Raw genomic sequence first — 14,967 nt, 5'->3', positions numbered from 1 at the left:
GCGCCGGGCGGCGCGGGAGACGGGCGGTGCGGCACAATTGTCCCCCAGTTCTCTACACACCTCGGCCGCCGTCGCATCCGCCCGATGCCCCGGCCGGCCCCACCGTTCCAGGAGCGAGCGCCCATGGCCTCCGTCAACAAAGTCATCCTCATCGGCAACCTCGGCCGCGACCCGGAAGTGCGCTACGCACCCAGCGGTTCGGCCATCTGCAACGTCACCATCGCCACCTCGCGCAACTGGAAGGACAAGGCCTCCGGCGAGCGCCAGGAAGAGACCGAATGGCACCGCGTCGTCTTCTATGACCGCCTGGCCGAGATCGCCGGCGAATACCTGCGCAAGGGCCGCCCGGTCTATGTCGAGGGCCGCCTGAAGACCCGCAAGTGGCAGAAGGACGGCGTCGACCAGTACACCACCGAGATCATCGCCGACCAGATGCAGCTGCTGGGCGGCCGCGAGGACGGCGCCGGTGGTGGCGCGGGCGGCGGCAGCCGGGGCGGCAGCCGCGCCGGCGGCGACTTCGGCGACGACGCCGAGTCCGGCTACACCCCGGCACCGGCCCCGCGCGCCCCGATGCGCCAGGCCGCCCCGGCCCCGCGTCCGGCCCCCCGCCCCGCCCCGGCCCCCGCGCCGAAGTCGTCGACCGGCTTCGACGACATGGATGACGACATTCCGTTCTGATTGCCGGCGACCCGCGCCGTGACGGAGCCACGCTGGAGATCCTGATGCTGAACGCCCTCGTCATCCGGAATTTCCGCTGCCTGCAGGACTTCCATGTCGGCCGGCTCGGCCGGGTCAATCTGATCGTAGGGCGGAACAACGCCGGCAAGAGCACGGTGCTGGAGGCCCTCAGCCTCCATGCCGGCCGCGCCAGCCGGGAAGTCATCGAGCGCATCACCCAGGCCCGCGACGAATCGCCGAAGGACCTGTTTCCCGGACATGGCTTTCCGGCGGGCGATGACTGGACGGACGCCATCCAGATCGGCGACCCCACGAACCCGGCATCCCTGCTGCGCCTGCTGCATGCCCATGTCAGTGACACAGAGGAACATGTGCAGGAAGCGCAGGGCACCGTGGTTCGCCTCACCACGCGCCGGGTGCCGAAGCAGGACCTCGCCCTCTTTCCCGGCCGAACCGAGCACGCCTTGTTCGTCCTGCTGCAGGACCGGCCGCTGGCCACGGTCTTCCTGGATTCCGACCGCCGAGTGCCGGAACCGCTGCCCGCCATTCCCTGCGGCCTAGTGCGCACCCGATGGATGCCGATGGACGCGCTCGCCGCGCAGTGGGACCGCATCGTATTCACCGAGCATGAGGACATCGTCCGGCGGGCGCTGAGGCTCATCACGCCGGAGTTCGAGAACCTCACCTTCGTCCAGATCGGCGATCCTGCGGGCAGACATCGCAGCGCCAAGGTCAAGCTGTCGAACACCGGTTCTCCTGTCGCGCTGAAGAGCCTGGGCGACGGCATGCAGCGCATCCTGCAGATCGCGCTGCAGCTGGTCTCGGCGCGCGGCGGGCTGCTGCTGATCGACGAGTTCGAGAACGGCCTGCACTACAGCGTGCAGGAGCAGGTCTGGTCGCTGCTGTTCGAGATGGCGGAGCGGCTCGACATCCAGATCTTCGCCACCACCCACAGCTGGGACTGCATCGAGAGCTTCGCTCGGGTGGCCCGGCAGCGGCAGGACATCGACGGCGTGCTGTTCCGCATGGGGCGCAGCCTGCGCCACAGTGACCGCGGCCGAATCATCGCCACCGTCTTCGACGAGGCGGCGCTGCACGACATCACCCAGGCCGAGGTGGAGGTGCGCTGATGCCCGCGCCTGCACTGCCCAATCTGCTGCTCGTCGAGGGCACCTCGGACCAGCTCTTCTTCCAGGCCCTGTGCCGGACCCTGGGGCTGGACACCAGGACCATGGTCAAGGTGGCGCCGCCCCGCGAGCTGCAGGCCTCGGCCTTCAACACCAAGCAGGGCGTGCTCAACCATCTGCCCGTGCTGCTGCGCCAGCTGAACGACGGCCAGCTCAAGCATCTGGGCGTGGTGGTCGACGCGGACTCGCCGCCGGATGGTGGATTCCCGGCCACGCTGGCCAGAATCACCCAAGACCTTGCGGGCTTCGGATACGGCCTGAAGCCCGAACATCCGCACTCGGCAGGACTGCTGTTCGCCCATGACGACGGGCTGCCGGACATCGGCGCCTGGGTCATGCCCGACAACCGCGGCGACGGCACGCTGGAGGACTGGGTCCGACGCAGCCTCCATGAAGGGGAGCAGCCGCTGTTCGACCATGCCTGCGCGGTCGTGAACGCCCTGCCGCAACCGCACCGGTTCAGACCGACGCAGCGCGCCAAGGCGGAAATGGCCACCTGGCTGGCCTGGCAGTCCCGCCCAGGCTTCGGCGTCGATCAGGTGATCACCGCGGGTCTTCTCGACCCGGACGGTCCGGACGGCCGCCCGCTGCGCGACTGGCTGCTCACCATCTTTCCCGCGTCAGACCAGCCCGCCCCCCGGCCCTGAAGCCCCGCCCACGCCCGCATCGAACACCCGCCCCAGCCGCGCCGCGTCCAGCCCGTACATGCGGCCGAGCAGCCCGGCCAGCAGCGCGCGGTATTCGTTGAGCACCGGCCAGTCGCGGCCCTGGTGCAGCGAGGCGAAGCCGACCGGCACCTGCTCGCCGACGATGCGCCCGCCGCGCACCGCCCCGCCCAGCACCATCCAGGTGGTGCCGTGGCCGTGGTCGGTGCCGCGGCTGCCGTTCTCGCGGAAGGTGCGGCCGAACTCGCTCATCACCACGACCACGGTGTCGCGCCAGGCGGCCTCGCCCAGCTCGGCGGCGAAGCCGGCCAGGCCGCGGCCGAGCTCGCCGGCGCGGGTGGCCAGCGCGCCGGTGGCGCCACCCTGGCCGACGTGCGTGTCCCAGCCGCCGATGTCGACGAAGCCCAGGCGCCAGCGCTCGCGCATCAGCCGGGCGATGCGGCGGGCCTCGCCCTCGAAGCCGCGCGCGGAGATGGCGCCCCGGCCGGCCGGCTCCATGCCCGGCGCCAGGTCCTGCTGCGCCATGCGGCGCACCTCCAGCCCGTCGTCGACCGCGCCGGCCAGCGCGGTGCCGGCGTACATCTGGCGCAGCCGCGCCGCCTGACGCGCATCGACACCGGCCAGGCTGGCGCCGTCGAGCGCCTGGTTGGGCACCGCGATGTCGCCGCGCAGGATCAGTGGCAGCTCGCGCGTCAGCGCGATCACCTCGCCGCGACCGGCGCCGATCTCGGCGGCCAGGCGGTTCATCCAGCCGCTGCGGCGCACCTCGGCGGGCGAGCCATCGGCCGCGCCCATCTCCAGCCGGTCCTGCGTCTCGAAATGGCTGCGCGAGAGCTCATGGATGCCGGCGAAGGGCACGAAGGCCAGCTCGCCGCGGGCGTAGAGCGGCAGCAGGCTGTCGCCCAGCGCCGGGGCCAGCGCCCAATCGACCTCGCCGGGCAGGGCCAGCGCCGCGTCGGGCGCGCTGCCCGGCCGGGCGATGGCGATGCGCGGGCGCGCGGCCAGGTAGTCGTCGCTGGCCGCCGGCACCAGCAGGCTGGCCATGTCGCAGGCGCCGCGCAGGAAGACCACCAGCAGCCGGGGCGTGTCCGCCGGCGCGGCCCTCAGTCGCCAGGGCGTGGCCAGCCCGGCCAGCGCGGCGGCCCCCAGCAGGCGGCGGCGGGTCGACGACAGCGGGTGCGGATCGGGACACATCATGGATCTCCTTCGGATGAGCGAAGACATCGGCCGGCGAGGCAGCGCCCTTCAGCTGCGCATGAACTCCGGCGCCGACAGCAGCAAGGCGTTGCGCTCCTGCGGGGTGCGGACCTGATCGAGCACGGAGCGGCTGCGCTCGCCCAGCGGCAGCAGCGCGCCGGTCTCGTCGAGCAGCGCGACCGGCCGCAGCGGCGCCACAAAGGCCCGCGCCAGCGCACGCGCCACATCGAAGCGCGCCACCATCTGGCCGGCGCCCGCCCAGGAAGCCTCGTCGAGCGGATAGCCGTCGGGCGTCTGCCGGCCGAAAGGGCGCTGGCCGAGCCGGCCCAGCGCGCTCCACAGCGGCGCGGTGTCGAGCACCGGCGCGCTGTCGCCCGCCAGCCGCGCGGCCGAGACGACATAGAGCAGCGGCTCCTTGAAGCGCCGCCCCAGCGAGGCCTCGAACTCCGGATCGGCGAACAACAGCGCCAGCACCGGCGCGATCGCGCCGTCCTCGTCGAGAAAGCGCCGGCCCAGGCGTTCGATCAGCCCCCCCGAGCCCGGCACGCCCAGCCAGAACAGCGCCAGCTTCGTGCAGAGATGGCGAGCGGTGGCCGGATGGCGCGCCAGCAGCCGCAGCGCCTCGACGATCTCCTCGCGGCCGCGCCCGCCGGCGATGCGCCGGCCCAGCAGCGTCTTGTCGCCGTCGTCATGGCGCGCCGGGTTGAACTCGGTCGGGCCGTCGCGCCAGTGCTGCGGCTGCTGCGCCGGCTTCATCCTCGGCAGCGTGCCCGGCTCGGCCAGGCTCAGGCCCAGGCCGCTCAGCACCCGGGCCAGCTCCTGCACGTCGCGCTGGGTGTAGCCGCCGTCCACGCCCAGCGTGTGCAACTCCAGCAGCTCGCGCGCGTGGTTCTCGTTCAGGCGCCCGGCGGCGCTGGACTCGTTGTCGAGGTAGCGCAGCATCGCCGGCTGGAAGGTGGCGGCCTGCAGCAGGTCCTCGAAGCGACCGAGCGCCCGCTCGCGCAGCGCCTGCTCATGGTCGCCCACCAGCGCGCGCAGGTTGGACTTGGCCGCGGCGACGCTGAAATGGTTGCTCCAGAACCAGGTCATGCGCTCGCGCACCCCGTGCGGCGAATGCAGCGCCAGCAGCAGCGTGCGGTCGACCGCCTCGCGGTGCAGCTCGTCGAGCCGGCGGGAGACGGCCTGCCGGTCCTCGCTGCGGCGCAGCTGCTCGAGCTGCTGCAGCCGCGCCAGCGGACTCGTCGTCACGATCGACATCGCCTCCAGCCGTGCCTGCACCGGTGCGGGCAGGCCCTCGCCAGACGCGGGCCGCAGCAGGCTGGCGATCATGCGGCGACGGCCGCGCTCCTGCCAGCGCCGTGCGGTGGCGGCATCGATGCCCCAGCCCAGCCGGTCGGCGCAGGCACGCTCGGACGGCGGCAGCCGCGGCGGCGTCCGCGGTCGGCCCGGGGGCGCCGAGGCACAGCCGGCCAGCGTCAGCGCGCCCGCGCCCAGGCTCTGCAGCAGCCCGCGCCGCACCGGATCCTGCGCTTCCGATGAAGCCGGCAATTTTTGCTGCATTGCAGCATCAGCATCAGGGGTTCTGCACATCGATAAGCTCAAGACCAAGGGTTACCCCGTATATTGCCGCCATGAATACCCCCCCGGCTTCCCCGACACGGCAGCGCGCCTGGTGGCGTTGGGTGCCGATCCGCCGGCTGGATGCCTCGCATCGCAGCCGCATCGAACGCCATCTGCTGGCGCTGAGCGCGCATGACCGCTATCTGCGCTTCGGCTACCCGGCCAGCGACGAGCGCATCCGGCAGCATGTGGCCTCGATCGACTTCCAGCAGGGCGAGGTGTTCGGCATCTTCGATCATCGCCTGCAGCTGCTGGCGATCTCCCATCTGGCCTGCTGCGATGTGGCCGGAGCCCATCACGGCATGCGCCGGATGGCGGAGTTTGCCGTGTCGGTGGATCTGCGGGCGCGTGGGCGCGGCCACGGCGCGCGCCTGTTCGAGCATGCGGTGCGCCATGCGCGCAATCACGGCATCGACCGGCTCTACATCCATGCGCTCAGCGAGAACACCGCGATGCTGCGCATCGCGCGCCAGGCCGGCGCCGAGCTGCGCAGCGAAGGCGGCGAGACCGAGGCCTGGCTGCACCTGCCGCCCAACACGCTGATGAGCCAGCTCGAGGAGCTGTTCGCACGTCAGGCCACCGAGCTGAGCTACCAGTCGCGGCGCGGCCAGCGCCAGTGGCGCCACCTGCTGGCGCTCGGCCGCCATCTGCTGCAGCCCGGCCGCTGAAGCGCGCCCTGCCCCGGCCGGACGACGGACGGCAGGCCTGCCCACGATCGACGGCTGTTGCAAACAGCAAATCTGTTGACATAGCGTTACATAATGGCACCCAAGGGGTGCCAATTGCCGGTTCAGGTGGCCGATAGAGCGGCGAAGGCATCCACCGCCTTCACCTTGCAAACTCTCGGAACCTCCCATGCCCATCCAAGTCTGGATCCTCGCCCTCGCCGCGATCGCAGGCATCATCGGTCTGGCGGTGCTGGTCCTGCGGCGCTCCGGGGCGGCCGCCAGCGGCAACGCCGAGCTGCCCACCGAATGGCCGCTGACCCAACGCCCCATCTTCTCGCCCGAGGAGCGTGCGCTCTACCGCCAGCTGCGCACCGCGCTGCCGCACCACATGATCCTGGCCAAGCTGCCGCTGGTGCGTTTCTGTCAGCCCGAGGACCGCGAGGAGCTGCGCTACTGGTTCAACCTGCTCGGCCCGATCCATGTGAGCTTCGTCGTCTGCGCCGACAACGGCAAGGTGCTGGCCGCGGTCGACATCGAGCGGCCGAGCCGGCCGGCCTCCAAGCGCACCGCGGCGATCAAGCTGGCGGTGCTCGACGCCTGCCGGGTGCGCTATGTGCGCTGCCGCGCCGACCAGCTGCCGACCGCCGCCGAGCTGCAGCTGCTGGTGCCCGCCAGCGGCGACAGCCAGCGCCCGGCGGTGCCGGGCAGCCCGGACGACACGACGGCGCAGCGCCGCTCGACGCTGGCCAACGCGGTGCGCAACGGCGCGCCGGCCAATGGCGCGAGCAGCCAGTGGTATGAGTCGGGCTTCTCGCACGACTCCTTCTTCGCGCCGGAAACCCAGCGCGACCCCTTCGACGACTCGCCCCGTCCCCCTGCGGCCGGCGCGCCCAACGGCGCCGGCAACCGCAGCTGGGCCGGCCAGTCGACCAGCAAGTTCAACCCCGGCGACTTCGGCCCGCCGGGCGACGCGGCCGGCGACATCGTCGGCAAGCGCTGAACCGCCGCGAGCGGACCCTGCCGCCGGCCCGGATGCGGCCGCTTCGCTAGGATGCGCCGATGACCGCATCCCCGCCCTCCCCCGATCTGCCTTATGCCGGCCTGACCCCGCACGCGGTGCTCGACGCGCTCGACGCCGCCGGCCTGCGCGGCGACGGCCGCATCCTGCAGCTCAATTCCTACGAGAACCGCGTCTTCCAGGTGCATCTGGAGGAAAGCCTCGATCCGCAGGCCGCGCCACCCGCGGTGGTAGTGGCAAAGTTCTACCGCGCCGGGCGCTGGAGCGACGCGCAGATCCTCGAGGAACACGCCTTCGCGCGCGAGCTGGCCGAGGCCGAGGTGCCGGCGGTGGCGCCGCTGGCGCTGCACGCGCCCCCCGAGGCCCCCACCGCCCTGACGCTGCAGGGCCGGCCGCCGACGCTGGCCACGCTCGAGCACTGGCGTTTCGCGGTGTCGCCGCGCTGCGGCGGGCGCTCGCCCGAGCTGGAAGACCCGTCGGTGCTGGAGTGGATCGGCCGATTCCTCGGCCGGCTGCACACGGTGGGCGCGCGCCGGCCCTTCGCGCAGCGCCTGACGCTCGACGGCAGCGCCGCCGCGCGCACCTCGGTGCAATGGCTGATCGACAGCGACCGGCTGCCGCCGGACGCGCTGCACGGCTGGCATGACACCTGCCTGCGCGCGCTCGATGCGGTCGACACCCGGCTGCGCCGCCACGGCCCGCTCGAGCTGCTGCGCCTGCACGGCGACTGCCATGTCGGCAACCTGCTGTGGACCTCGGCCGGCCCGCATTTCGTCGATCTGGACGATGCGGTCAACGGCCCGGCGGTGCAGGACCTGTGGATGCTGCTGGGCGGCGACCGCCAGGAGATGCAAGCCCAGCTTGGCGCGCTGCTCGACGGCTACGAGACGATCCGCGAGTTCGATCGGCGCGAACTCACGCTGATCGAGCCGCTGCGCACGCTGCGCCTCATCCAGCACAGCGCCTGGATCGCGCGGCGCTGGGACGATCCGGCCTTCCCGATCGCCTTCCCCAGCTTCGAGAGCCCGTCCTACTGGTCGCAGCAGACGACGCTGCTGCGCGAGCAGATCGCGGCGATGGAGGACGAGCCGCTGGTGGCCTGAGCCTGCGGCCCGCGTTCAGGCCCGGCGCCAGAGCGCGGGCCGCAGCGCCTGCTGCAGCACGACGATCAGCTGCTCGCGCCAGGCGCCGCCGCTGGCCGCCCCGCGCGGTGCCTGGCGGTCCAGATCCCAGTCGAGCAGCAGCTCGATGAGCGCCTCGAGCAGCTCAGGCGTACCCTCCGGCGGACTGCAGGACTGCAGCTCGCGAAGGAACCGCGGCGGCAGCCCCAGCCGCTCCAGGTCCGGCCAGCCGATCGCCCTTGCGGACGACCGGGCCTGCGCCACGGCCTGCAGGAAGGCCTGCGGCGCGACCGCAGGCGCGGGCGCGGGCGCGGGGGCCGCATGCAGGAAATCGATCATCGGCGCGAACTGGAGCAGCGCCCCGAGCCCGTCCGGGCGGGCCATGCTGGGCACCACCTGCTGACGGGGCATCACCGGCATCGGCGGTGCGTCCGACTGCGCGTCGACCATCAGGAATCGCGTGCCGGAGGACATCAGCCGCGCGGCCAGCACCCGCTCGAGCAGCGCCGGGGGCAGAGCCTCCTGCGGCTCCTGGGCCGACCGGTCGGCCAGCTCGGCGGCGACCAGCATGCGCGGCAGGCTCTCCCCGGCCTCGGCCAGCGCGCTCACCGGCAGCCGTGCCAGCTCGACCGCCTCGCCCGCCGGGTCCTGCAGGCCGGCGAGCCAGCCTTCCAGCACGAAATCGCCTTCGGCGGGGAACTGCCGCAGCCAGAAGTGCAGCACCAGCGTCTCGCCGACAAAGCCGGTCCCGGGCAGTGCCGAGACCCAGAGCGGCTCGCCCGCCGCCTCGGGCAGACGCAGCCTCAGCCCGGTGCAGCCCGGCTCGCGCAGCCGCGCAAAGAGCCGCTGCATCGCGCCGCCCACCGCCTCGCCATGGGTGACGAACTCGCTGGCGCCCCCGGTCTGCCGCGCCAGATCGCGCAGCATCGCCTCCGGCACGGCCGAGCCGATGCCGACGACGAAGACACGCTGCCGGCCCGCCCGCGCGGTCTCGATCAGCTCGCGCACGGCATGGATTTGTCCGTCAGTGACCAGCAGCACGTCGCACGGCCCGTCAGCCGGCAGCGCCAGCACCGAGGCCAGCGCCCGGCTCATCTCGGTGCCGCCCAGGTCGGCCCGCAGGTGGTCGACCCAGTCCAGGGCCGCCTGCAGGCTCGCCGGCGTCGGGGTCCACAGCGCGCGGCTGCGGTGCTGCACTTCGGTGCCGAAACGCGACAGCGAGAACTGGTCGCCGCTGCGCAGCGAGGCGATGCCGTGGCGCAGCGCCTGCTGCGCGGCCTGCAGGCTGGCGCCGTTCATCGAGCCGGAGCAGTCGATCAGCATCTTCAGGCGCATCGGCCGGTCGACCGGATCCGGCCCGTCGTCCCGCACGGCAGGCCGCACGGGCGCCACCGGCATCGCCAGCATCACGGGCACGAGGCCCTGGGCCAGCGCGGCATCCGGCGCAGCGCGCAGCCCCAGCGCCCGGCTCGGCAGACGATCCAGCACCAGCACCAGATCGCGGTCCAGCCAGCCCGGCTGCGCCAGCGTGACCGCGACGCTGCCGCCATCGCCGGCCGGCTCGACCGCGATCGCATGGCTCGGCGAAGAGAGCCGCGCCCGCGCCAGCGCCCCGTGCAGGCGCAGGTCCAGCTCGAAGGGGTATTCGACCGTCGGCAAGACGGGCGGGACCTGATGGGGCTGCAGTCCGGCCTGCTGCGCGGGATGGCCGTAGCGCGGCGCGATCACCGTCGGCACGATCAGGCGCAGATGATCGGCCTGCGGCCGAAGCTCGCAGGCCTGGCTCAGCCGCAGCACGCATTCGGCGCCCGGCCGCAGGTGGCCGAGGTTGAGCGTGAAGGAGCCGTCGCGGTTGGACTCGAGCATCACCGCGCTGCGCCCCTCGCACAGCGCCTGCTCGTAGCCGATGTCGGCCTGCGCGGCGGGCACGATGCGGCCGGTGAGCCGCCGCCCGTCGAGCTGCACCTCGATGTCGAGCAGCACCGCGCCCGCCGGCAGCGCGAAGGTGTGGATCACCTCCAGGCTCTCGCCGGTGTCATTGCGGAAGACCTGCTCCAGCGTCGACTCGAACAGCAGACCGCGCAGCTCGCCGCGAACCCGCGCTCCGCGCAGCAGCGGCAAGGAGGCGGATCGCCGGGGATTCCCGGCATGCAGGTCCAGGAGGGACAGGAGATCCCGGAGCGGATCAGGTACGGGGGTCTGGGTCACGCACTACTCCTTCGTCGACGGTCAGGGAGGGGTCTGCGCCTGTGGTCCGCTCGGTCGCAGCGCCTCGTCCCAGGCCGCCATGACCGCACGCACGAAGACGCGCAGCTGTTCGGACGACACGCCGGCCCGGCCGGGGTCGATGACGAGCTCCACCCCGTCGGCCACCGTCAGATGGCTGCACACCGTCACCGTGCCGGGCACCGGCGCGCGGGCAGGCAGCTCCGGCGTCTCGCCCTGCAGCAGCGCCCGGATGCGTTCCAGGGACAGGCCGGCCGCGCTCCAGCGCCGGATCTGCAGCAGTTGCTCCAGATGCCGCGCACCGTAGCGCGCCGCCCGCGTCTCGCCGACCGGACGGTCCACCAGCCCGAGCTGCATGTAGTAGCGCACCGTCCGAGCCGGCAGATCGACCAGCGCGCACAGCTCGGCCAGCGTGTGGCTGGCGGCATCGGGAATCGTCGTCATGGCGCAATTATGCACACCACAAGTGTCACATTCAAGTGTCTCAATCAAGACAAAAAAACGCCGGCATTGCCGGCGTTTGATGGAGAGAGCGGCCGAAGGTCGAGCCGAGATCAGCCCAGGATCAGCGCCTGAATGCGCTTGACGTGCGCGGCCGGATCCTCGAGCTGGCCGCCCTCGGCCAGCAGCGCGTTGTCGAACAGCACCTGCGCCAGGTCGTCGAACTGCGCCGCACCCTCGGGCAGCGCGGCGAGCTTCTTCACCAGCGCATGCTCGGCGTTGACCTCCAGCACCGGCTGGCTGTTGGGCGCGCTCTGGCCGGCCTGCTTGAGCAGGCGCGCCAGGTGGCCGCTCATGTCGCCTTCCTCGACCACCAGGCAGGCGGGCGAATCGACCAGGCGGGTGGTGACGCGCACGTCCTTGGCGCGGCTGGCCAGCGCGGCCTTGATGCGGTCGAGCGTCGGCTTGAAGGACTCGGCGGCGGCCTCGGCCTGCTTCTTCTCGTCCTCGTCCTGCAGCTTGCCCAGATCGACCGCGCCCTTGGCGACGCTCTGCAGGCTCTTGCCCTCGAACTCGTACAGGTGCGAGAGCATCCACTCGTCCACCCGGTCGGTGAACAGCAGCACCTCGATGCCCTTCTTCTTGAAGATCTCCAGCTGCGGGCTGTTCTTCGCGGCGGCCAGGGTCTCGGCGGTGATGTAGTAGATCGCCTCCTGGCCTTCCTTCATGCGCGCGACGTAGTCGGCGAAGGACACGCCCTCGTCGGCGTGGGTCGAGGCGAAGCGCAGCAGCTTGGCCAGACGCTCCTGGTTGGCGTGGTCCTCGCCGACGCCTTCCTTCAGCACCGCGCCGAACTGCTTCCAGAACTCGGCGTACTTGGCCTTCTCGGCGGCGTCCTCGTGGTCGGCCAGCGACTCCAGCATCGACAGCACGCGCTTGGTCGAGCCTTCGCGGATCGCGCGCACGTCGCGGCTTTCCTGCAGCAGCTCACGGCTGACGTTCAGCGGCAGGTCGGCCGAGTCGATCACGCCCTTGACGAAGCGCAGGTAGGTCGGCATCAGCGCCTCGGCGTCGTCCATGATGAAGACACGCTTCACATAGAGCTTGACGCCGCCGCGCTTGTCGCGGTTCCACAGGTCCATCGGCGCCTTGGCCGGGATGTAGAGCAGCTGCGTGTACTCGGTGCGGCCCTCGACGCGGTTGTGCGTGTAGGCCAGCGGCGCGGCGGTGTCGTAGGTCAGCTGCTCGTAGAAGGCCTTGTACTCGGCATCGGTGATGTCCGACTTCGAGCGCGTCCAGATGGCCGCGGCCTTGTTGACCGGCTCCCACTCGTCGGAGACGACGTTCTCGCTCTTCTCGGCGTCCCAGGCCTCCTTGCGCATCAGCACCGGCAGCGAGATGTGGTCGCTGTACTTGCCGACGATGCTCTTGAGCTTCCAGGTGGCGAGGAACTCGTCCTCGCCCTCGCGCAGGTGCAGGATGATGTCGGTGCCGCGGCGCTCGCGGGTGATGGTCTCGACCTCGAAGTCGCCGGTGCCCTCGCTGGACCAGCGCACGCCTTCGGTCACCGGCAGGCCGGCGCGGCGGCTCTCGACCGTGATGCGGTCGGCGACGATGTAGCCCGAGTAGAAGCCCACGCCGAACTGGCCGATCAGGTTGGCGTCGCGGGCCTTGTCGCCGTCGAGCTTCGACATGAACTCCTTCGTGCCGCTCTTGGCGATGGTGCCGAGGTGGTCGATGGCTTCCTGGGCGGACAGGCCGATGCCGTTGTCGCTGATGATGATGCGGCGCGCGGCCTTGTCGAAGCCGATGCGGATCTCGAGGTTGGGCTGGTCCTCGAACAGCGAGGCATCGTTCAGCGCCTCGAAGCGCAGCTTGTCGCAGGCGTCCGATGCGTTCGACACCAGCTCGCGCAGGAAGATCTCCTTGTTGGAGTACAGCGAGTGGGTGACGAGGTGCAGCAGCTGCTTCACCTCGGCCTGGAAGGACAGGGTCTGTTTTTCCATGGTCGTGAGTCGTCTCGGAAGAAATCGAAGGATTCGACGGCCGCGGGCGGCCAAGGCTTCCGAGCATGAGGCCGGGTGAGCGCTTTTCAAGAGCCGCGCCCGGACCTGTCCGCAGCCCACCGGACCCGGGGGGCGAATCCGAACGTGAATTTCTGGCGAATGTGAAAGCAATTGATACCGGCATGGCGAATTTGCACGTGCAGGTCACTTTTTCGAAGGGCGGCTGAGTTACAAGCTGACCCGACGCGGCCCGCTGGATCACCCGGATCCGGGGCTTGCAATCCGTGATTTACAGCACGGAGCCGATCGCGGATCATCCGTTTTTCGCCTTCGGACCCCTGTCCATCCTCTTCCGCAACCGTCTCCCGTCGTCCTTGCCGTGGCAGCAGAAATTCTTCCTGATGGACCCGCCAGCACCTTGTCTGGCGTGGCACGCGTGCTGGTGCTCGCCGGCAAGCTGCCCTCGCGGATCGCGGAAGACCTGTCCCGGGTGGCGCGGGACCAGCGGCGCAGCTTCGTGTCGGCGGTGGTCGGCGCCAATGCGCTGAGCGCCCATGACCTGGCCTGCGCGCTGTCGCAGGTGCTCGGGCTGCCGCTGCTCGATCTCGACGCGATCGACATCAACCGACTGCCGCAGAACCTGGTCGACGCCCGCACGCTGTCGCAGTACCAGGTGCTGGTGCTGGGCCGGCGTGGCAGCCGGCTGTTCATCGGCGGGGCGGACCCGACCGACCAAGAAGCGGTCGACCGCATCAAGTTCGCCACCCAGCTCACGCCCGAGTGGGTGGTGCTCGAGTACGACAAGCTCGCGCGCATCGTCGACGCCAAGTCGACCTCGGCCGGCGACGCGCTCGACTCGATCGTGTCCTCCGGCGACTTCGACTTCGAGGTCGAGGAACAGGACGCCAGCACCAAGGCCGACGACGAGGTCGCCTCCGCCGAGGTCGAGGACGCGCCGGTGGTGCGCTTCCTGCAGAAGATGCTGGTAGACGCGATCAACATGCGCGCCTCCGACCTGCACTTCGAGCCCTACGAGAACACCTACCGGGTGCGATTCCGCATCGACGGCGAGCTGCGCGAGATCACCCAGCCGCCGGTCGCGATCAAGGACAAGCTGTCCTCGCGCATCAAGGTCATCTCCAAGCTCGACATCTCGGAGAAGCGCGTGCCGCAGGACGGCCGCATGAAGCTGAAGTTCGGCAACAAGGCGATCGACTTCCGGGTCTCGACGCTGCCGACGCTGTTCGGCGAGAAGATCGTGATCCGGATTCTCGACCCGTCCTCGGCGCGCCTGGGCGTGGACGCGCTCGGCTACGAGCGCGACGAGAAGGAGCGGCTGCTGTCGGCAGTGCGTCGCCCCTACGGCATGATCCTGGTGACCGGCCCGACCGGCTCGGGCAAGACGGTGTCGCTCTACACCTGCCTGAACATTCTCAACCAGCCCGGCGTCAACATCTCCACCGTCGAGGATCCGGCGGAAATCAACCTGCCCGGCGTCAACCAGGTCAATGTCAACGACAAGGCGGGCATGAACTTCGCCGTCGCGCTGAAGGCCTTCCTGCGCCAGGATCCGGACGTGATCATGGTCGGCGAAATCCGCGACCTGGAAACCGCCGACATCGCGATCAAGGCTGCGCAGACCGGTCACCTGGTGCTGTCGACCCTGCACACCAACGACGCGCCGACGACGCTGACGCGGCTGCTGAACATGGGCGTGCCGGCCTTCAACATCGCCGCCAGCGTGATCCTGATCACCGCGCAGCGCCTGGCGCGGCGGCTGTGCGAGAACTGCAAGGCGCCGGCCGACTATCCGCGCGAGGCGCTGCTGCGCGCCGGCTTCGCCGCCGACGATCTCGACGGCAGCTGGCGGCCCTACCGGGCGATCGGCTGCTCGGCCTGCAACAACGGCTACCGCGGCCGCGTCGGCCTGTACCAGGTCATGCCGATCACCGAGGCGGTCCAGCGCATCATCCTCGCCCAGGGCAACGCGATCGACATCGCCGAGCAGGCGCGGCGCGACGGCGTGCGCGACCTGCGCCAGGCCGGCCTGCTCAAGGTGCGCCACGGCGTGACGACACTGGAAGAAGTGATTTCCGTCACCAACCAGTGAGGATGTTCTCGAGCCCGGGCCCGCGGCCCG

12 protein-coding genes are annotated in these 14,967 nt (G+C 70.9%); 7 read left to right on the top strand and 5 right to left on the bottom strand.

Annotated elements, in window-relative coordinates; translation table 11 throughout:
• The first annotated feature begins 123 nt into the window (after positions 1–123).
• The 3 genes from ssb to BW996_RS00215 are packed head-to-tail and all read left to right on the top strand — an operon-like array spanning position 124 to position 2,512.
• Positions 124–678 carry a single-stranded DNA-binding protein gene (gene ssb / locus BW996_RS00225; RefSeq protein ID WP_076458438.1) on the top strand — a complete coding sequence of 185 codons (555 nt, stop codon included), beginning with the start codon at positions 124–126 and terminating at the stop codon, positions 676–678.
• Positions 679–722: 44 nt separating this feature from the next.
• Positions 723–1,808 (top strand): AAA family ATPase, encoded by a 1,086-nt coding sequence (locus BW996_RS00220; RefSeq protein WP_037485788.1) that lies wholly within the window; start codon positions 723–725, stop codon positions 1,806–1,808.
• Positions 1,808–2,512 carry a DUF3226 domain-containing protein gene (locus BW996_RS00215; protein WP_037485791.1) on the top strand — a complete coding sequence of 235 codons (705 nt, stop codon included), beginning with the start codon at positions 1,808–1,810 and terminating at the stop codon, positions 2,510–2,512. Before BW996_RS00220 ends, BW996_RS00215 begins: the two co-directional genes overlap by 1 nt.
• Here BW996_RS00215 and BW996_RS00210 read toward each other — a convergent pair.
• Together BW996_RS00210 and BW996_RS00205 are read right to left on the bottom strand one after the other, a co-directional pair.
• Positions 2,486–3,724 (bottom strand): DUF1501 domain-containing protein, encoded by a 1,239-nt coding sequence (locus tag BW996_RS00210; protein WP_051632305.1) that lies wholly within the window; start codon positions 3,722–3,724, stop codon positions 2,486–2,488. The genes BW996_RS00215 and BW996_RS00210 overlap by 27 nt on opposite strands.
• Positions 3,725–3,775: 51 nt before the next feature.
• Positions 3,776–5,287 carry a DUF1800 domain-containing protein gene (locus BW996_RS00205; protein WP_076458435.1) on the bottom strand — a complete coding sequence of 504 codons (1,512 nt, stop codon included), beginning with the start codon at positions 5,285–5,287 and terminating at the stop codon, positions 3,776–3,778.
• Between the two features lie 71 nt (positions 5,288–5,358).
• On the opposite strand from BW996_RS00205, the gene BW996_RS00200 reads away from it, so the two are divergent.
• The 3 genes from BW996_RS00200 to BW996_RS00190 all read left to right on the top strand — a co-directional run bounded on the left by BW996_RS00200 (position 5,359) and on the right by BW996_RS00190 (position 8,136).
• Entirely contained in the window at positions 5,359–6,015 is a 657-nt protein-coding gene (locus BW996_RS00200; RefSeq protein WP_037485797.1) for a GNAT family N-acetyltransferase, read from the top strand.
• Between the two features lie 187 nt (positions 6,016–6,202).
• Complete coding sequence (locus BW996_RS00195) at positions 6,203–7,015, top strand: DUF2726 domain-containing protein (RefSeq protein WP_037485800.1); 813 nt, start codon at positions 6,203–6,205, stop codon at positions 7,013–7,015.
• A 59-nt stretch (positions 7,016–7,074) separates the two neighbouring features.
• Positions 7,075–8,136, top strand: coding sequence for a serine/threonine protein kinase (locus BW996_RS00190; RefSeq protein WP_037485803.1), 1,062 nt, complete (start codon positions 7,075–7,077; stop codon positions 8,134–8,136).
• A 15-nt stretch (positions 8,137–8,151) separates the two neighbouring features.
• Here BW996_RS00190 and BW996_RS00185 read toward each other — a convergent pair whose 3' ends face one another.
• From BW996_RS00185 to htpG, 3 genes are all read right to left on the bottom strand, one after another.
• Positions 8,152–10,275, bottom strand: a complete 2,124-nt coding sequence (locus BW996_RS00185) for a VIT and vWA domain-containing protein (RefSeq protein ID WP_051632306.1) — start codon at positions 10,273–10,275, stop codon at positions 8,152–8,154.
• Positions 10,276–10,383: 108 nt separating this feature from the next.
• Positions 10,384–10,824: a MerR family transcriptional regulator gene (locus tag BW996_RS00180; protein WP_037485806.1), complete on the bottom strand. Its 441-nt coding sequence runs from the start codon at positions 10,822–10,824 to the stop codon at positions 10,384–10,386.
• A 110-nt stretch (positions 10,825–10,934) separates the two neighbouring features.
• A complete protein-coding gene (htpG, locus tag BW996_RS00175) occupies positions 10,935–12,827 on the bottom strand; it encodes a molecular chaperone HtpG (RefSeq protein WP_037485809.1) in 1,893 nt (630 codons plus the stop codon).
• Between the two features lie 379 nt (positions 12,828–13,206).
• On the opposite strand from htpG, the gene pilB reads away from it, so the two are divergent.
• Positions 13,207–14,937: a type IV-A pilus assembly ATPase PilB gene (gene pilB, locus BW996_RS00170; protein ID WP_037485810.1), complete on the top strand. Its 1,731-nt coding sequence runs from the start codon at positions 13,207–13,209 to the stop codon at positions 14,935–14,937.
• Positions 14,938–14,967 lie beyond the last annotated feature (30 nt).

Source organism: Sphaerotilus natans (assembly GCF_900156335.1).
GTDB lineage: Bacteria > Pseudomonadota > Gammaproteobacteria > Burkholderiales > Burkholderiaceae_C > Sphaerotilus > Sphaerotilus natans.
Note: the sequence above shows the minus strand (reverse complement) of the source record. Positions and strands in the feature narration are given on the sequence as shown.